This is a genomic window from Segatella copri, assembly GCF_009495355.1.
Classification (GTDB): Bacteria; Bacteroidota; Bacteroidia; order Bacteroidales; family Bacteroidaceae; genus Prevotella.
The window spans coordinates 1-19,325 of record NZ_VZAD01000076.1 but is presented as its reverse complement, the minus strand read 5'-3'; the positions used below and the strand labels follow the sequence as shown (position 1 = coordinate 19,325).

Below are 19,325 nucleotides of genomic sequence, written 5' to 3'. Positions count from 1 at the left end.
GATATGAAAAAGTTAAAATATATCGCAATGGCATTTGCTGCCCTGCTCTTGGCTTCATGCATGGGCGACGGTTATGCTGATTCCGTGGGAGAAAAGGATTATACCGGCCCTGCCATCGGCAACAACAAACTGGAGGCTACCAATGTCATCACCATCTCCGAACTGAAGGAGAAATATGCTACACAGATAGAACGTGGCCTGTACAAGCAGGTGGACGAGGACATCAAGATATTGGGTATCGTTACTGGTAACGACCTCGGAGGCAACCTCTACAACCAGATTTGCCTGCAGGACAAGACGGGCGGTATCTTGGTTTGCATCGGCAAGAGCGGACTCTATGGCGAACTGCCTGTAGGTCAGCAAGTGCTTATCGACTGCAAGGGCCTCTACATCGGTGGCTACGGCAAGCAGGCTGAGTTGGGCGGTGTCTATACCAACACCAACAAGGGCTCACAGTCTATCGGTAAGGTAGACCGCTACGTATGGGAGAAGCACTACAAGATTATCGGCGAGGCCGACGAGGCCAAGGCTGAGGCAATGGTTGAGGTGTTCGACCAGACTAAGATCAAGGATGCCGACTATCTGAAGTCTTGCTCAGGCAAGCTGATGAGAATAGAGGGTGTAACCTTCGCCGATGCCGGCAAGAAGGTGTTTGCCGCTACGGCAGATAAAGACAATGCCAACTGCGTAAACCGCGGATTCTCTGGCATCAGCACCAACAACCTGGTGATTCGCACTTCTGCCTATGCCAAGTTTGCCAATGCTCTCCTGCCAGAAGGTATACAGAGTGTTACAGGTATCTTCACACGTTATGCAGGAAGCAAGAACGATACATGGCAGATTCTTATCCGTACAATTGACGACGTGCAGTTACTCAAGGGTACAGAGCAATGCCCTTACACCGTGGAGGAAGCTCTCAAATTGATAAACGACGGAAAGACTACCGATGCTATGGTCTATACAGAAGGCGTCATCTGTTCTGAGCCAAAGGTAAATCTACAGTATGGTAATGCAGAATTCTACATCTCTGTAGACGGCAAGGGTATGAATGCTGACGGAACTGGCGATCCTGCCAAGACCATCAAGGTATTCCGCAACTATTATCTCAACAACGAGAAGTACACCGAGGCCAACAAGGACTTGATCAAGAAGGGACAGAAAGTTGTCATCTGCGGCAAGCTCATACTCTACCTAGGTGTAACTCCGGAAATCGACAGTGGAAACTATATCGTTTCCATCAAATAAAACTAACTCAAGTAGAAAACTATAAAAAGAATAATCAATATGAAAAAGTTCATTTATTCATGCTTGTTCTTGGCTATGGCAGCCATAACATTCAGCAGCTGCGAGGACGTTCCTGCTCCTTACAATATGCCTACAGAGGATGAATCTCAGAAAGTTCTGCCTTCAGGTACTGGTACTGCTGCCGACCCTTTCAATGTGGCAGGTGCAGTAAAGTACATCGAAGATGGTGGAAGCGAATCTGAGTTGAAATACGTTAAAGGTAAAGTTGTTTCTGTAGAACAGGGCAGTTTCGATGCAAATTACGGTAGCTTGAAATATTACATTTCAGACGACGGTACTCCTACCAACCAGTTCTATGTTTACAATGGCTATGCTGGTCCTAACCGCACTAAGTTCTCTGGCGAAGATGCTTTGAAGCAGGGCGATGAAGTGGTTATCTGCGGTAACCTTGTCGTATATAGCGGAACCAAAGAGTTCCAAATAGGCAACTACATTGTTTCTCTTAATGGCGTAGGTGGAGCTACCACTCCTGATACTCCAACTGATGGCTACATCAATGAGACATTCAGCAAGAACTTCGGTACATTTACTCTGAAGAACATTAAGGGTACCCCATGGGTGATTGATTCTTACGGCTATGCTAAGGCTACAGGTTATGAGAACGTAAGTAAGGTAATAACACCTTCAGAGAGCTACCTCGTTTCAAAAGCTATTGACCTCTCTACATCAAAGGGCGCAACCTTGAAATTCTCTTATATCTTGCGTTATGCAACGTTCAATGGTGTTCCTACAGAAGGCGTGAAGAACCAGGTGCTCATTACAGAGAACTACACTGGCGATCCTACAACAACAAAATGGACCGATATCACTGGTACTCTAACCGAAGGAACTGACTGGAAAACTTGGTCTACATATACCTACGACCTTACTCCTTACAAGGGTAAGAAGGATATCGTTATCGCTTTACACTATGCATGCGAGGCTAAATCAGGTACATGGCAGATAAAGGAATTGACTGTTAAGGAAGGTACTCCTACTGTAGAGCCGGGAACTCCAGATACACCTTCTACAACCGAAGGTATCTCAGTAAATGGACTTACTGTTACATTGACGAATAGTGGAGCCACAGCTGGAGAAAGCTTAAAAGTAGAAGATCTTAGTACATTGAAGTTAGATGCAAACCCAACAGAGTTCACACTCTCTGACGGCACTATTTTCAAATTGGATTCAAATGGCAACAAGACAAAGCCAGCTTACAACGAAAAAGCAAAAGAACTTCGCATTTATGCCAACAACATAATGACCATAACAGGCTCCAAAAACATTGCTAAAATCATCTTGACTTGCACTCATGACAACAACAAGAACACAGACTGTGTTGGTAACGAAACTGCAACCATAAACTTCTCGGGCAAGACTGCAACCTACACCAATGTGTTTACAGGTACAACAGGTGGTGGTGTACAACTTCGCATCAAGTCAATCGAAATTGTTTATGCCAAGTAATCCACTCAATTACAAATAACTTTAACTATCCCCATTGCCTCTCATCAGGCAATGGGGATTTTTATTTCATTTGGTTGCTAAATTACTCAACTTTCGCATGCAAGAGCCACACGCCCAGAACCAACGGTCACCGGCCAAAGAGAATTGAAAATCGCAGGCCGAAGGGTAAAGCAAAGGGAAAAGGCAGAAGCTCTTAGCCCAGGGCAACGCAAAGAAAAGAGCAGTTCATTGCAGCAGCACGCCCTGAAGGGGCAGAAGCTCTTAGCCCAGGGCAACGCCCTGGGTATAAAGGCAATCAGCAAGGCGCCCTGTAAGGGCAAAAGCTTTAAAACTCAGGCATTTTTTTAAGCTTTTGCCCTTACAGGGCGACAAGTTTGCGAATATGATAACCCAGGGCGTTGCCCTGGGCTAAGAGCTTCTGCCCATTCAGGGCGTGCTGATAATATGAGGTCTTCAGCCCGTACTTGAACAACTGGAGAAAGTGGAGTAATTTACAGGAAAAGAGAGGGAAAGAGAGAAAAACATCTGGAAATATTTGGCAGTAAGGAGAAAAAGTCGTAACTTTGCACCCTGTTAAGTCAAAAGGCTATAATGGGCATGCACCGCAAGGACATGAAATGATGGCAACATCCCCATAACGTCTAATTTTAATAACCCAAATAAAAGTAAAAACAAAATGAAAAAAGGTATTCATCCAGAGAACTATCGTCCAGTAGTATTCAAGGATATGTCTAATGGCGACATGTTCCTCTCACAGTCAACTTGCAAGACCAACGACACTGTTGAGTTCGAAGGCGAGACTTACCCAGTAGTAAAGATTGAAATCTCAAGCACCTCTCACCCATTCTATACAGGTAAGAGCAAGCTCGTTGATACAGCAGGTCGCGTTGACCGCTTCATGAACCGTTACGGCAAGTTGAAGAAGTAATATACCTTTTTATATATAAGGATATATTATCAATACGAGATAGAAGGTGCGTTCTAACGTAGTTGCATATGCGTTAGTGCGCACCTTTTACCTTTTCTTTATCACCCCACTCTTTCTTATAAGATTCATCCTAACATCTTATTATCTATTTTATCATTTAACATTCACTATGTTATGAAACAAATCAAGATTTATTTATTCGCTCTCCTCGCTGTGCTCTCTATGACAGCCTGCGGAAGCAGCGACGACGGAGACGGAAATGGTTCGAATGAAATCAACACCAACAAGAACGAGGTAACAACCGACAAGGCTGTCACCCGACTGGAGTTTCCTAAACTGAAAGGCGGAAACAGCATTATCCGTGTTTATCGTGACGGCAACAGCAAGCAGTACGACCCGGACAACGTAAACTATTCAGTAGAATGGGATTGCGACAAGAAATCGCAGCGCTGGTCTTGCTACATCATCACCAAACAGAACAGCGGCAATCCCGATAATATAAAACGTTATTACAGCCAGGACAACCAATATCCCTACGACCCAGATTTGGCAGCTTCTAACAGATGGGAGAAAGACTACATCTACAGTTCTGGCTTTGACCACGGACACATCTGTCCTTCGAACGATCGTATGTATAATTCCAAAGTCAACTATCAAACTTTCTATCTCACCAATATGCAGCCACAATATGCTGTGTTTAACGGAAGCCATAAAGACCATCCATATTCAGGTATTTGGATCAAGATGGAGAACTATCTACATAACTTCAAACTCTACGATAAAGACACGATGTATGTTTGCAAGGGCGGAACTATCGATAAGGAGGAACACATTCTAACCCGTATAAAGGGAAAGCTCATCGTACCGAAGTATTTCTTTGTGGCAGTCCTCGTCAAGAAGATGGTCAACGGACAGGCTTACTACAAGTCTATCGGTATGTGGTTCCCACACACCAATGTATATCATGGAGACGACAAACTGTCTGATTACGCCATGAGTATCAAGGATCTGGAAGCAAAGACTGGTATAGACTTCTTCTGCAATCTTCCCGACGATATCGAGCGGGATGTTGAAAGCAAAAAAATACTTAGCGACTGGGGAAGTATAGAAAAATAAGAAATCAAAGGATAATAGCCATTTAGCTTGGATTTCCTATACACAAGTAATACTTCAGTAAGACAAAAAAAAATCGCATGTTTCAAAAGTTCATTACAGAACTGCCGAAACATGCGATTTTTTATAAGGCAACTTTGTATTTATCGTAACATCCTTCGTTATCTCCGATTATTCAGTCGAGAAGAGTCTGCCTTGAGAGGCTTGATGGTCGCACCCATGCCAAACGACTTCTTAATGGTCTTCTCATTGGTTTTAGAAGAACCGAAGGCCTTGGCCTGACTGGTTGGGTTGACACGCTTTAAGTCAATATGTATCACATCACCCTTCACCTTACCAGTACCTATCATATAGCCCCAGAAAGTATCCACGTCATATCCCTTTTCTGCCCCTAAGTGGAAGCCTGCCTGTGAAGAGCCATGGTCCATGACAAACGTAGCCCCAGAGTTCTTATACTGGATATAAATATCGTAATTATCATCAATATACCATTTAAACTCCAAGGTCTGTTGATCCGCGACAGAACCATCATCGTTATACTTATAGTCAGTCTCCACGCCCTCTCCACTCAAAGCATCACGAGTGTTAGCATATTGGAAGAACTTCATATCGGCATAGAACTCATTAGTCTGTCGTGACTGCCCATCATCTGAAAGATAAGAATAGGTTACTGGTCCATACCATTCGCCTGTAAGCAACCGTGCCATATCAACAAGTCCATTATTCTGCGAACCTCCTTGCCAACCATTATTCCAATCATTGTTGCTCCATCCCCAATCATCATAATGGTCGTACCAGCCATAAGGATCATACCAATAATCATCACCATCGCAGCTGGTCATTGTAAGCGACATGGCAGCTATCACAGCCATTGTCAGCAAAGAATATACTTTTTTCATATCAATAGTAGTTTAATCAGAATTTATTTGTTTTCCGGGAAGAATCGCTTCGGTAGCATGGTGCTGTCGTTCTGCTCCTGAGCACTCTCCTGCTGTTCTTCCTTGTTATTACTGCGTGTCTTGGCGTAGCCGTAATTTCCCCAAGAATTATTCCAGCCGTCGGAATCATACCAGTAATAATTGTCCCAATCGGGCGTATCTACCTTGTAGAACTCGAAGCTGATCCATCTGTTCGTACTGTTGAAATCTATATCGCCACAGAAGTAACCATTGTCGTCAAGGTGATAGTTGCGGATGACAGCCTTCTCCTGTGTGTCACGGAATGTAATGTAAATGGTTGTGCCACTCACCTTCCAGTAAATGCGGTTGGCTACATAGTCCCAGGGCGCATTGCTGTAATAGTCTATCCAGTAACCGTCGCCAGAATCGTAACCCGAATTGAAAGTTACCTCAGACATATTAGACTGATAATAACGTCCTTCATAATCCAGCTGCGTCTGCATATTTCCCCTCCATGTACCATTGAGGGCATAGGCAATTTCGGCATCCTCATCACATGAAGTGAGCGAGAGCATCATGACAGCCATGAATATCATTGAGAAGTAATAAGTAATCTTTTTCATATCGCTTTTGTTTATAAGTTAATATTTTCGTTAAATTCTGGTGCAAAGATACCTTATTCTTTTCTTAGGGCAAAGGGAATAGTAGATTATTTTAAGGAAAAATCCCTATTAAAAAGCGGATTTTCCCTAAAATGTTTGGAAATATCAAGTTTAATGCCTAACTTTGTACCAAACTTTATTAAAAAAAGCATGAAACGCTTACATTTTTTAATTATACTATCATTTATAACAATCTTTTCATCAGCAGAACCCTTTTGCGATGTCAGAAAGTTTTCAATCCTCGATGGACTTGCAGCCAACTCCATTTCCGATTTGGCACAAGGCTACGACAATATGATGTGGTTTGGCACCTTGAATGGTCTGTCCTATTACGACGGCTATCATTTCAAGACTTTCCGTGACGAGCCCGACGACATCGACATCATGAGTACCAACCGCATACTCGCCATCTTCCCAAGCCCAGACAACAATGTGTGGGTAGTCACCTTCGACCGCAAGCTATACATCTTCGATACAGAGCAATGCCAGTTTATCAAGGTTGGCACAATGCTCTGCAAGCGTTTCGGCATCCATTTGGAGTCGAGCCAGATATATCCACTCGCCAATGGACACACCTGGATTACGACTCACAAACAGAACTTCCTGATTCGTGTAGGTCAAGGAAAGGACATAGAGAGCATGAAGCCCGAGCTCATCAAGGTGGGCGAAAAAGGACTGCAAAGCGGCAACGTATGGTTTATCAAGCAAGACAAGCAAGGCCGTGAGTGGATTCTCACCGACAAGGGAACATTCATCTACGGCAAGAACTTCCATACCTCTACGCCCTTCAAGTGGTTCAGAGAAGTGGGCAACACCATCTTCCTCGCCACGACTGATGGCAAGGTGGCTGTCTACGACAAGCAAAACCATCTCTCCTGGATTCCCATGCCAGCAGGCGTCACTCGCATCAACGAGCTGAAGAATACTGGTTATCAGTTGATTATCGCTACCAACATAGGACTCGTAGTGTACAATCCACGCACATTCAAGACCGACGTCATCAGTGTGCAGAATCCCAACCAGCCCGTAGCAGAAGTGAAGAAAGCCTACGTAGACGGGCACAACATGGTATGGGCATTTACCGAAGGACAGGGCGTGACGGTAATCAATCCTCAGACAATGACCGCCCGATGGCTCTATGCCGACACTCCAACGCCAGCCGACCGTACCACAAGCAACAGCTTCTTTATCATGGAAGACGAGCACGGCACGCTGTGGACTATTCCCAACTATGGCACCTTCAGCTACTACGACCGCAAGACGGGAAAGCTCGTTCCCTATATGCTGAAAAGCAACTCGTCAGGCAACTTCTATATACCTTATATCTCGAAATATGTCGTTTCAGATCAAGGCATACTCTGGCTGATAGGCATACACGACCTGACGCAGGTGAACTTCAAGTTCCACAACTACAACATGACCAAGCTCGAAGAAGGAGAATCGGAAGTAAGAGCCATGGCTTACACTAACAACGGATTCCACTGGGATGGTTTCAAGTCGGGACACCTCAAGATCAGCGACAGCCACTTCAAAAAGATTGGTTATCTGCAGTCCAACGGACAGATCAGCCAGAAGCAGACACCCTTCTCACGCACAGGTATTTATGCCATCTATCAAGACATGAAGGACAGAATGTGGATAGGCACAGACGGCGACGGACTGTATCTGTATGACCGAAACACCATGCGCCATTTCTGCTACAATGCATCCGACAGAAATTCCCTCCCGGGCAACAGCATCTATGATGTGGTGAGCGACCGACAGGGCAACATCTGGGTAGCCACATACGGAGGAGGCTTGGCACTTATGCGTGAAGACCCACAGGGCAACATCACATTCCTTACTTCTCGTAACGGACTGAGATGGCCAAAGGAACATTACAGTAAAGTACGTAGAATCACCTGTACCGCCAGTGGCGAAATGCTCATCGGAACCACAGCCGGCCTCGTCACCTTCAAGGAAGAAAAGCACCCTTCCAAAAACATACAATTCCATACCACTTCCTACAGGGAGAACGACACAACATCGCTCACCGCATCAGACATCAACTACATCCTGATGCGTTCCAACGGCGACACCTATGTATCGAGCATCGGAGGAACCCTCGACATGATAACAAGCGAAAACCTGCTGCAGGACAATCTGAAGGTGAGATACAGCAATTTCATCAATACCAGCGAGGGAAATGTGCAGAGCATGATAGAGGACAACAGTGGCAACATCTGGCTCATCAGGGAGTCGAGTGTCGATAAATACAACCCCAAGACAAGGAAACTGACCGTCTTCGGTCCCAACGACTTCGACCTCAACATGACCTTCTCGGAGGCACGCCCCATTCACGACCCTGTAACCGACAACATCACAGTAGGCACTGCTACGGGCAGCCTGACGTTCAACCCCGCGAGACTGAAGCAGACCGACTATCAGCCCCGCATTATCTTCACTGAGCTGCACTACAACGGAAGCAACGAGTACATACCTATCCTGCACCAGAAGAAGATAGTCATCCCAGCCAACAAACGCAACCTGTCCATCAGCTTTGCCGCACTCGACTATACACGCAAGTACCAGCAGTACTATAAATACCGCATCGACGGAAATACCCCCGAAGGCGTATGGATCGACCTTCGAGGACAGAACCGCATCGGCTTCAACCGAATCTCACATGGCAACTATGTGCTCAAGGTCATCGCCACCAATACGCATGGCAAATGGAGCAAACACGTGGCTTCGCTGGAACTCGACGTGCAACCGACGTTCTGGGAAAGCATCTGGGGCAAGCTGCTCATCATCCTCATCATTGCCGGTGTTACGGCTTTGTGTTTCATCACATACAACAAGCAGCAGAAGGAACGCATCAACCACGAGATGAACGAGATGAAGAACAGGTTCTTCAGCAAGGCTTCACACAAGCTTCGCACTCCACTCACGCTCATCGGAGGTCCGATAGACGAGGTGTTAGAGAAGGAGGACAACCTCTCTACCGAGAGCCGCAGCCTGCTGCAGATGGTTCAGCGCAATGCCAAGGAGATGCTCAATATGCTCAACAAGATGCTGAAGTTTGACAACGGAAGCGACTTCTATCTTGACGAAGGAAGCGATCAGGCATTCGTGTCAAGCGAGAACAACGGCAGCATCAGCGACAAGACAGCCAAAGGCTATCTCAAGGAAGTAGAAGAGACAGAAGAGGACGACAAAACTGAACAGGCAGAAAAGGACATCACCATCCTCGTCGTAGAAGACAACCCCGACCTGCGCCAGTTCCTCTTCACCATCCTCAAGACAGACTATAATGTACTGCTTGCCGAAAACGGCAAGGAAGGCTTGGTAATGGCAAGAAACAAGATGCCCGACTTCATCCTTACCGACGTCACCATGCCTGTGATGGACGGTTTCACGATGGTACACTACATCAAGCAGGACACCAACACCGCCCATATTCCTATCATCGTACTGTCGGCTAAAGCCAGTGTGGAAGACCACCTGCGAGGCTTCGAGGAAGGTGTGGACGGTTATCTCACCAAGCCGTTCTCGGCCACCTACCTCAAGGGACGCATCGAGGCTGTCATCAATCAGCGTCATGCCCTGCAGCAAGACATGCTGAAACAGATACAACGAGCCGAGGGTGCCGAATTCCATATCACGCACGAATATCCACAGACAGCATCCGGACAGGGCGACAACAGAAGCCCGGCTACTAATAAGCGCATGACGGAAGAGGACGCTCTGACCGAGAAGATCGTACAGTTCATTAATGAGAACATGAGCAATCCCGACCTCAAAATCGATGACATCGCCGTAGCCATGGGTATGAGCCGCAGCGTGCTCTACGGCAAGATCAAGAATGCTGTGGGCATGAAGCCTATCGACTTCGTACGCCACATCCGCATCATGCGTGCCACCGAGTTGCTCTGCAATACCGACGAAACACTTAGCAGCATCGCCTACTCTTTGGGCTTCAGCGATCCTAAGTATTTCTCGAAGGTATTCAAAAAGGAAATGGGTATCATTCCAAGCGAATATAGAGAAAATTCAAAGTAATAACACTTTTTTATACCTGGTGCACGAAAAAAACGAGAATTTACACCTTGATTCTGTACGAAAGCAGTACCTTTGCACCAGTTCTTAGAAAAGTTAAATGATAGTTTAATTCTTGAATACTCCTTTCCTTCAACAACGAAAGGAATATTCAAAGTGATCCGGGGATTGTGAAATTCCCGGATTTTTTTATAAAAAAATATCAGTAACTATAGACACATATGAAAGAAAAATCGTATCTTTGCACTCGTTAAAGATACGATAACTGAGATTAAAACTATAAAAAGATACATAAAGAAAATGAGAACCGTTTACGAATTCTCTGTCAAGGACAGAAAGGGAAAGGACGTTTCCCTCAAGGAGTATGCCAACGAGGTGCTGCTCATCGTCAACACAGCCACGAAGTGTGGCTTCACCCCACAGTATGAGGAACTGGAAAATCTCTATGAGAAATATCACTCACAAGGTTTTGAAATCCTCGATTTCCCTTGCAACCAGTTTGGTCAGCAGGCACCCGGTACCGACGAGAGTATTCATCAATTCTGCAAGCTTACTTACGGCACAGAGTTTTCACGCTTCAAGAAGATAAAGGTAAACGGTGATGACGCCGCTCCTCTTTACAAGTTCCTCAAGGAGGTGAAAGGTTTCGCTGGCTGGGACGAGTCACACCCTCTTTACCCTGTCCTCGACAAGATGCTGAGCGAGGCCGACCCCAACTACAAGGAGAGTGCCGACATCAAGTGGAACTTCACCAAGTTCCTCATCAACAAGAAAGGTCAGGTTGTTGCCCGCTTTGAGCCTACCGAGAAGTTTGAGAATATCGCCAAGCAAATAGAGGAACTTCTGAATTCATAAGAATCAACGAATATGTGCAATATCGCTACTTTCTGATATCGCCATCATCGTTTGTAGGAATCTATCCCTCAAACATCAAAAAAGCCAAATGTTTTACTTGCATGAAACATTTGGCTTTTCTATTTACATATCTCTTGCCACATGGCTGTCAATACAGAAGAATCACACCACAGAATTTACAGACCTCATTTGGATATATATTTCCTACCATTGCAGATGACAAGACCATGATAGCTATCATCCACACGCTGTCCGTTCATATTGTATATCGCAGCTTTCGCGGGCTGCGGCTTTGACGTAACTATTGCACTGATGCCTGTGAGCACTTTCTGTGTGATATCTTCGAAACGGCCATTTTTCTTCTCCTTATGCTCACTCTTTGGAGCTTGATAGAAGCGATAATAGGTGTCGCGAGACACATTCAAGATATCCTCCGTCTGCGTTTCCTGATCACCATAGCTGAAGATGATATTGGTTCCATAAGGCAAAGAAATATGATAGAAGAGTTTGCCACCTATCATCCTGGTATCGGTCAGTTGATTGCCTGGCCATCCTCCGTTGTTTCCTTCACCCCAAGCAAAGAGGTAAGGCACACGATCCTCGTCGCAAGTCACATAGATGTTCATCTTGTCAGAAGGAGCCTCGCCACCACCCCATTGCTCAACAAGCCATGTGGCCTTTTGGCGCATATAGTTCTTAAAAACGGCAGCCTTGGCCAGTTCATCTTGGTTCTTGGCGACATTGCTGCTATTCTTCCAACATAGATAGTCGTTAGCTGCAGCATCGGAAATCTTTGCCGCCACACCATCAATATAAGCGTTCATCTCTGCATATTGATTGGCATAAAACTCCTGCCATACCTCCTTCACCTTGTCGCGGAAGTGCTTAAAATTCCAGGCACAATCAATGATAAACTGCTCAAACTTATCTCCCTGGAAGATAAAATGACGGAAATTGGTTTCATTATAAGCATTACCAAAGTCCCATACAGGGCCAAAAGTCCACTTGGTATCTGCACCTTGTTCCTTGTAGAGATAGCAACTGCCATGAAATCCCTCCTCATCTTGCAACAGCTCACGCACGATATACACCTTTGCCAAAGACTCGATGTCTACATACTTTTCCCATTCCGTATCGTTTTCATTATTGCTACAGATAGCCTTGGCGATGGCATTCCACTGTGTCTGCAAATAGTTCTCTTGCTCTGCGGAGAGCGCCTCTGGGGTATGATAAGTAAGCACCATGTTCTGGCTGCCCAACTTCACATTGATATGAGGATCTGTATCATAATTGTCTATCTCCACGAGCCATCCGCCCGTGATAGCCTCAGGATCAGTCGCCTTGTCAGCCTGCTCTACGATGTTAACTCGTTTTTTATCAACACGTATCTTTTCGGTTACGAAATACAAGCCCTGATATTTTCCATTGAGCACCAATTCAACAGGTTGTGAATCTGTGGTATAAGGCAAGCCCACACGACGGCTCAATTCATAGCCTACCAGATTGCGGAGAAAACCCAAATCATCATCGGCACCAGCCATGAGCAAGAAGTGCTTGCTCTTCACCATACCCACAGGGTTCACCTTACTATCAAACTTCAAGCGATAAGGTTTCTTGTCAAACCCTTTCCACGTCCAGTTACCACGTCCTTTAATTATCAAGGTTTCTGGTTTATCTGCAGAAGCCATATTCTCATACCCCTCCAATCCCAAGGCATCAATATAGGCCGTGGCTGACACATAAGTTTCTTTGGAAGTGATAGGCTGTGCATCCTGAGTGTTAACATACATGACGGGTAAAGTCCCCGATGGTTTCAAAGCTGACGTCATGGTTGGATCTGTTGCGGCATGGACAGCAGACAGACTGCCCAAGTTGCACATCACAACGAGCAGCAATAACAGTATTTTTTCTTTACTAAACATAAATATAAGTCTAATGATTCAAAATTTCAAGTTATAACAAGTTATTAGAAGCAGAAAGAGAAGGCGCATCATTGCCTGATGAAGTTGCGCCTTCTCTCACATATATATATTGAAAAATCAGCATAAGCACACTTACGCCTTGGCCTACATCTCTACCTGTGGCACATCCTTGAGGAATTTTCCTATTTCTTCATCGCTGACAGAATAGTTTTGCAAGTCACCATTGATATAGCTGTCGTATGAAGGCATATCGATGAGACCATGACCAGACAGACAGAAGAGGATGACCTTCTCCTCGCCCTTCTCCTTCGCCTTGAGCGCCTCACGGATAGTGGCAGCGATGGCATGACAGCTCTCTGGAGCAGGAATGATTCCCTCGGTACGGGCAAAGAGCATACCAGCCTGGAACGACTCCAACTGTGGAATGTCCACACCGTGCAGATATCCGTCCTTGAGCAACTGCGAGATGATCATACCGGCACCATGATAACGCAGACCACCAGCATGAATGTTGGCAGGCTTGAAGTCATGACCCAGGGTGAACATCGGCAGCAGCGGAGTGTAGCCAGCCTCATCGCCGAAGTCATATTCGAACTTACCCCTTGTCAGCTTAGGACAGCTCTCTGGCTCGGCTGCGATAAACTCAGTGTTCTTCTCTCCGCTCAGATTATGACGCATGAATGGGAAAGCCAGTCCGCCGAAATTGCTTCCGCCACCGAAGCAAGCAATCACCTGATCGGGATATTCGCCAGCCATCTGCATCTGCTTTTCTGCCTCCAGTCCGATGATCGTCTGATGCAGAGCCACATGGTTGAGCACCGAACCCAGTGTGTACTTACAGCCCGGAGTGGTAGTAGCCAGTTCGACAGCCTCGCTGATAGCAGTACCGAGTGAACCAGGATGATTAGGGTCGCGTGTGATGATGTTCTTTCCGGCACGTGTACTCATTGATGGAGAACCCTCCACAGTAGCGCCAAAGGTACGCATGATGCTGGAGCGATAAGGTTTCTGACGCATGGTGATCTTCACCTGATACACAGCCGCCTCCAGTCCGTAGAGTTTGGCTGCATACGACAAGGCTGCGCCCCACTGTCCTGCACCCGTCTCGGTGGTGACGTTGGTGTCGCCCTCCTGCTTGCAGTAGTAACACTGTGGCAAGGCCGAATTGATCTTATGAGAGCCTAAAGGATTGACACTCTCGTTCTTGAAATAGATGTGGGCAGTAGTACCCAGTGCCTCCTCCAGACCGTAGGCACGCACCAGCGGAGTGGAACGATAGTAGGTGTACTTCTCCTGCACGTCCTCAGGGATGTCGATCCAGGCATGTTCTGTATCGAGCTCCTGCTTGGCACACTCCAGGTTGAACACGTGGGACAAGTCCTCAGCCGTCATGGGCTTGTGGGTCTGCGGATTAAGTGGTGGCAATGGCTTGTTGGGCATTTCTGCCTGAATGTTGTACCACTGTGTAGGAATGTCTTTTTCCTGTAGGATGAACTTTTTCTGTCTCATAATTTTTAAGTTGATATTGATTGTTATTGTTATTCTTAGTCTTAGTCTTACACTTTATCTTATTCTTGTATTCTTGATTTTACTTTTGTATTTCCTGGAGAATGGCGACAGCCTGTTCCACACTCGTGATGCGGGCGATACGAAGGAATCGCTTGTTGTTCTTCTCTTTCAACGCACATTGCTGTACGTGACTCGTGGCATAGTTGAGAACCTTCGAGAACATCGTGCTGCGATAGAACGGACTCTGTACGTTGCTTACAAACTGCATTTGCATAGTACCCTGTTTGAGCATGATCTTCTCGCAGCCCAGGCGTTTGCCGAGGCGTCGCAAGCTCACCACGTGCATCAGTTCCTCACCCTCACGGGGCACAGGTCCAAAGCGGTCGATGATTCGCTTTCGGTAAGCAGCCAGGTCGTCGTCATTCTCTATGCGGTCCAGTTCCCTGTAGAGCAACATTCGCTCGCTGCTTCCCGGCACATAGGTGTCGGGGAAATACATCTCTAAGTCGCTCTCGATAGAACAGTCGTCCACGAAGTCGTCACCCGTGAGCTGCTGTCCCTCATCCATCTCCTCCTGATACAGGTCGCCAAACTCCTCATTCTTCAGTTCGGTGACAGCCTGCGACAGAATCTTCTGATAGGTTTCATACCCCAGGTCTTCCATGAATCCGCTCTGCTCCGAGCCAAGCAGGTTGCCGGCACCGCGAATGTCGAGGTCCTGCATGGCGAGGTTGAACCCGCTTCCCAGATCGCAGAAGGTCTCCAATGCCTCCAGTCGGCGGCGAGCATCGAGTGTCAGTGTACTCTTCGGCGGAGCCACGAGATAACAGAAAGCCTTCTTGTTGCTACGCCCTACCCTGCCTCTCATTTGGTGCAGGTCGCTAAGACCGAAGTGATGGGCATTGATGATGATGATGGTATTGGCGTTCGATATGTCGATACCGTTCTCCACAATGGTTGTCGAGAGCAGCACATCGTAGTCGTAGTTCATGAATCCCATAATGACCTTCTCCAGTTCCTCGGGCTTCATCTGTCCGTGTCCTATCGCCACGCGGCAGTCGGGCACGTACTTTTCTATCATCAGTTTCAACTCCATGAGCTTCGATATACGGTCGACGACGACATACGCCTGTCCGTTACGGCTCATCTCGAAGTTGATGGCATCTGCCATAGTATCACCGCTGAAGGTCACCACCTCTGTTTGTATCGGGTATCGGTTGGGCGGCGGCGTGCGCATGATGCTCATGTCGCGTGCACCCATCAGCGAGAACTGCAGAGTGCGGGGAATAGGTGTGGCACTCATCGTCAGCGTGTCGACATTCACCTTCAGCTGGCGCAGCTTCTCCTTGGTGCTGACACCGAACTTCTGTTCCTCGTCGATGATGAGCAGACCGAGGTCATGCCATTTCACTGTCTTGGAAATCAGCTTGTGTGTCCCCACTACAATGTCTGTCCTGCCCTCCTTGAGGTCTTCCAGCAACTGTCTGGTCTCCTTGGCGGAGCGTGCCCTACTCAGGTAGTCCACCTTTACCGGCATTCCCTCCAGTCGGTTTCTGAAAGTCTGGTAGTGCTGAAAAGCCAGCACCGTGGTAGGCACCAGCACAGCCACCTGCTTGCTGTCGCATGCCGCCTTGAAGGCTGCGCGTATCGCCACCTCCGTCTTTCCGAAGCCCACATCGCCGCACACCAGTCGGTCCATGGGTCGTGCGCTCTCCATGTCGGCCTTTACGTCCATGGTGGCTTTGTTCTGGTCGGGCGTGTCCTCGTATAGGAACGAGGCCTCCAACTCATGTTGCAGATAGGAATCGGCGCTGAAGGCGAATCCCTTCTCCCTACGGCGGCGGGCATAGAGTTTGATCAGGTCGCGCGCGATGTCCTTGATGCGCTTCTTCGCCTTCTCCTTCAGTCGGTCCCAGGCACCCGTGCCGAGGGTCGACAGTCGGGGCGGCTCGCCCGTATCGCCGCTACGGTATTTGCTGATCTTATAGAGCGAGTGGATGGATACATCCACCTTGTCGTTGTTCGTGTAGACGATGCGTATCATCTCTTGATAGCTGTTGCCCACCGGCACACGCACCAGTCCGCCAAACTTTCCGATGCCGAAATCCACGTGCACGATATAGTCGCCCGGCTCCATCTCCAGCAACTCCTTCATCGTGAGCGCCATCTTGCCGGCACGTGCTGAGTCCGATCGCAGACTGTACTTATGGAATCGGTCGAAGATCTGATGGTCGGTAAAGAAACAGCATTTCTTGTCGTTGTCGACGAAGCCCTCGTGTAGGGTCTTGTCCACGGGCACAAACCTCACCTGATAGCGCTTCAGTTCCTCACTCTCAAAAATATCCTTGAGTCGCTGTTGCTGCTTGCTGCTGTCGGCCAATATATATAAGGTGTACTGCTGCAGAAGATAGTCTTCCATCATCTGGCCTATCAGGTCGAAATTCTTATGGAACAGGGGCTGAGGCACGATATGGAACGGCACCACGTCGGCAGCCTCCTCTGTCTTGCGCTCCGCCACACCCTGTTCGGCGATGCCAAACTCTATGCGCTGGCGCTCCGCCACCCCCTGCTGAAACTGCAGGGCCGATGACAGGTTCAGCTCTTTCTTCATGGCGCGTCTTATCCGTTCCGCCTCCACCTCGGTGGCTCCCTCCATCTGTTCCACCATGCTCTGCGAGGAGAAGCCCTCCTTGTATATCTGGTCTATACGGTCATAGACGAACATAAAGTCCTTCATCGCCACCACAGCCCGCTTGTCGAGGAAATGCAGGAAGGGCAGTTTCTCACCCTCAGCAAGCGAGAGTTCGGGCACAATCTCCACACTCTCACGCCGGTCGCGCGACAACTGGTCCTCAATGCTGAAAGTACGTATGGTGTCTATCTCGTCACCGAAGAAGTCGATGCGGAAAGGAAACTCGCAGCTGTAGGAATAAATATCGAGAATGCTGCCTCGAATGGCAAACTGACCAGGCTCGTAGACATAATCTGTCTCCATGAAGTCGAAGTCGCGCAATTGATGCGAGATGTCCATCAGCGACACCTGGTCTCCCACTGCGAGCTTAATGATACGCTCGTCGAGATTCTTCTTCGACACCACCATTTCTGCCAGAGCATCGGGGTAAGTAACGACATAGAGTGGCTGCGAGGATGCCAGTCGTGCCAGCACCTCGGTACGCAATATCTCGTTGGCAGCGTCTTTCTGCCCATATTTCACGGCACGCCTATAGGAAGAAGGAAAGAAGAAAGCCTGATCCTGCCCCAGTATCTGCACCAGGTCGTGATAGAAGTAACCCGCCTCGTCGGCATCATTGAGCACAAAGAGCACCGGGCGTGCCAACCGCTCTTTGACAGCGGCAAAAAACAAAGGCGCAGAAGAGCACACCAATCCACTGAGGAAAACGGTCTTCTGCGTTTTTCTATCCAATAATTTCAGGAGCGCCTTCGCCTGGGGCGACCGCTCAAAAATATGTACTATTTCCTGTATTTCCACTTCTCTTCAGTCTTCGCCCCCTACACCTTCTTGGGATATTTCTTAAACCATCCATCCCAGCGCAGGCGCATCACACCAAAGAAAGCCTCACCAAAGATTCCACCGCTCATCTTGCTCGTACCCTCACGTCGGTTGACGAAGATTACGGGCACTTCCTTGATCTTGAAGCCAATCTTGTGGGCAGTGTATTTCATCTCTATCTGGAAGGCATAACCCTTGAAACGGATCTCGTCAAGATTTATGGTTTCCAGCACCTTGCGGCGGTAACATACGAAACCTGCCGTAGTATCATTCACCTTGAATCCCGTGACCATTCTCACATACTTCGAGGCGAAATAGCTCATCAGCACACGACCAATGGGCCAGTTCACCACGTTGACACCCGAGACATAGCGCGAGCCCACAGCCACATCGAATCCCTCGTCGTGAGTCGCGGCGTAGAGTCGTGGCAGGTCATTGGGATCATGACTGAAGTCTGCGTCCATCTCGAAGATAAACTCATACCCCTTCTCAAGCGCCCATTTGAAGCCAGTGATATAGGCTGTACCCAGTCCCAACTTACCCTTTCGCTCAAGGATATGGAGACGGGAGGCAAACTCACCAGCCATCAGTTCCTTCACGATGGCAGCAGTACCGTCGGGGCTTCCGTCATCAATAACAAGGATATCAAAGTCTTTTTCCAGACCGAACACGGCCCGGATAATCTTCTCGATATTCTCCTTTTCATTATAAGTAGGAATAATTACAACACTATCACTCATAAGCTATTATTGGTTTAAATGAATCGACATGATAATAATTAATATATCTTATGCAAAGATAATGCATTTTTCTGAGTTTGCGAAAAGAAAAAGAGAATATTTTTATTTTCTGAACGATGATTATATTTAATTCACGTTGTTGCGAAATAAAGTAACTACTCAGCACCCCCTATAGCCATAAGTAGTTACTTTAAAATCGTTAAACCACATTAAAATCTCTGTTCAAAGGCTTTGAACGGACATTCAAAGGCTCTGAACGGACATTCAAAGGCTTTGAACGCACATTCAAAGGCTTTGAACGGAACTTTTATAGGCTCTGAACAAAACTTTTATAGGCTCTGACAGGGCAAACGCATTAAACTTTTTACCTTTTAACACATAGATACCAAAGTTGTAT

General features: G+C 47.3%; 12 protein-coding genes. 6 read left to right on the top strand and 6 right to left on the bottom strand.

Annotation, left to right across the window (positions count from 1 at the left end; all coding sequences use genetic code 11):
- Window positions 1-3 precede the first annotated feature (3 nt).
- The 4 genes from F7D20_RS10025 (at window position 4) to F7D20_RS10005 (ending at window position 4,795) form a co-directional block, all read left to right on the top strand.
- On the top strand, window positions 4-1,245 hold the full coding sequence (locus F7D20_RS10025) for a DUF5689 domain-containing protein (RefSeq protein WP_158463923.1): 1,242 nt from the start codon (window positions 4-6) through the stop codon (window positions 1,243-1,245).
- Window positions 1,246-1,284: 39 nt separating this feature from the next.
- A complete protein-coding gene (locus F7D20_RS10020) occupies window positions 1,285-2,751 on the top strand; it encodes a choice-of-anchor J domain-containing protein (protein ID WP_158463922.1) in 1,467 nt (488 codons plus the stop codon).
- 676 nt (window positions 2,752-3,427) lie between these two features.
- Entirely contained in the window at window positions 3,428-3,679 is a 252-nt protein-coding gene (locus F7D20_RS10010) for a type B 50S ribosomal protein L31 (RefSeq protein ID WP_006847266.1), read from the top strand.
- A gap of 174 nt (window positions 3,680-3,853) precedes the next feature.
- Complete coding sequence (locus tag F7D20_RS10005; RefSeq protein WP_158463920.1) at window positions 3,854-4,795, top strand: DNA/RNA non-specific endonuclease; 942 nt, start codon at window positions 3,854-3,856, stop codon at window positions 4,793-4,795.
- A 158-nt stretch (window positions 4,796-4,953) separates the two neighbouring features.
- Here the strand turns inward: F7D20_RS10005 and F7D20_RS10000 are convergent, their stop codons facing one another.
- Entirely contained in the window at window positions 4,954-5,691 is a 738-nt protein-coding gene (locus F7D20_RS10000) for a hypothetical protein (protein ID WP_158463919.1), read from the bottom strand.
- A gap of 23 nt (window positions 5,692-5,714) precedes the next feature.
- Entirely contained in the window at window positions 5,715-6,314 is a 600-nt protein-coding gene (locus F7D20_RS09995) for a hepatitis A virus cellular receptor 1 (protein WP_158463918.1), read from the bottom strand.
- A 312-nt stretch (window positions 6,315-6,626) separates the two neighbouring features.
- Between F7D20_RS09995 and F7D20_RS09990 the strand changes: the two genes are divergently transcribed.
- The gene (locus tag F7D20_RS09990) at window positions 6,627-10,394 is read left to right on the top strand and encodes a response regulator (protein WP_228114169.1); all 3,768 of its coding nucleotides are present in this window, start codon (window positions 6,627-6,629) and stop codon (window positions 10,392-10,394) included.
- A gap of 297 nt (window positions 10,395-10,691) precedes the next feature.
- Window positions 10,692-11,246, top strand: coding sequence for a glutathione peroxidase (locus F7D20_RS09985; RefSeq protein ID WP_158463916.1), 555 nt, complete (start codon window positions 10,692-10,694; stop codon window positions 11,244-11,246).
- Window positions 11,247-11,431: 185 nt separating this feature from the next.
- On the opposite strand, the gene F7D20_RS09980 is transcribed toward F7D20_RS09985, so the two are convergent.
- The 4 genes from F7D20_RS09980 to F7D20_RS09965 all read right to left on the bottom strand — a co-directional run bounded on the left by F7D20_RS09980 (window position 11,432) and on the right by F7D20_RS09965 (window position 18,928).
- Window positions 11,432-13,168, bottom strand: a complete 1,737-nt coding sequence (locus F7D20_RS09980) for a CotH kinase family protein (RefSeq protein WP_158463915.1) — start codon at window positions 13,166-13,168, stop codon at window positions 11,432-11,434.
- A gap of 144 nt (window positions 13,169-13,312) precedes the next feature.
- Window positions 13,313-14,677: a TrpB-like pyridoxal phosphate-dependent enzyme gene (locus tag F7D20_RS09975; protein ID WP_158463914.1), complete on the bottom strand. Its 1,365-nt coding sequence runs from the start codon at window positions 14,675-14,677 to the stop codon at window positions 13,313-13,315.
- 79 nt (window positions 14,678-14,756) lie between these two features.
- A complete protein-coding gene (gene mfd / locus F7D20_RS09970; protein ID WP_367383928.1) occupies window positions 14,757-18,167 on the bottom strand; it encodes a transcription-repair coupling factor in 3,411 nt (1,136 codons plus the stop codon).
- A 20-nt stretch (window positions 18,168-18,187) separates the two neighbouring features.
- Window positions 18,188-18,928, bottom strand: a complete 741-nt coding sequence (locus tag F7D20_RS09965) for a polyprenol monophosphomannose synthase (protein ID WP_022252749.1) — start codon at window positions 18,926-18,928, stop codon at window positions 18,188-18,190.
- Window positions 18,929-19,325: the final 397 nt, after the last annotated feature.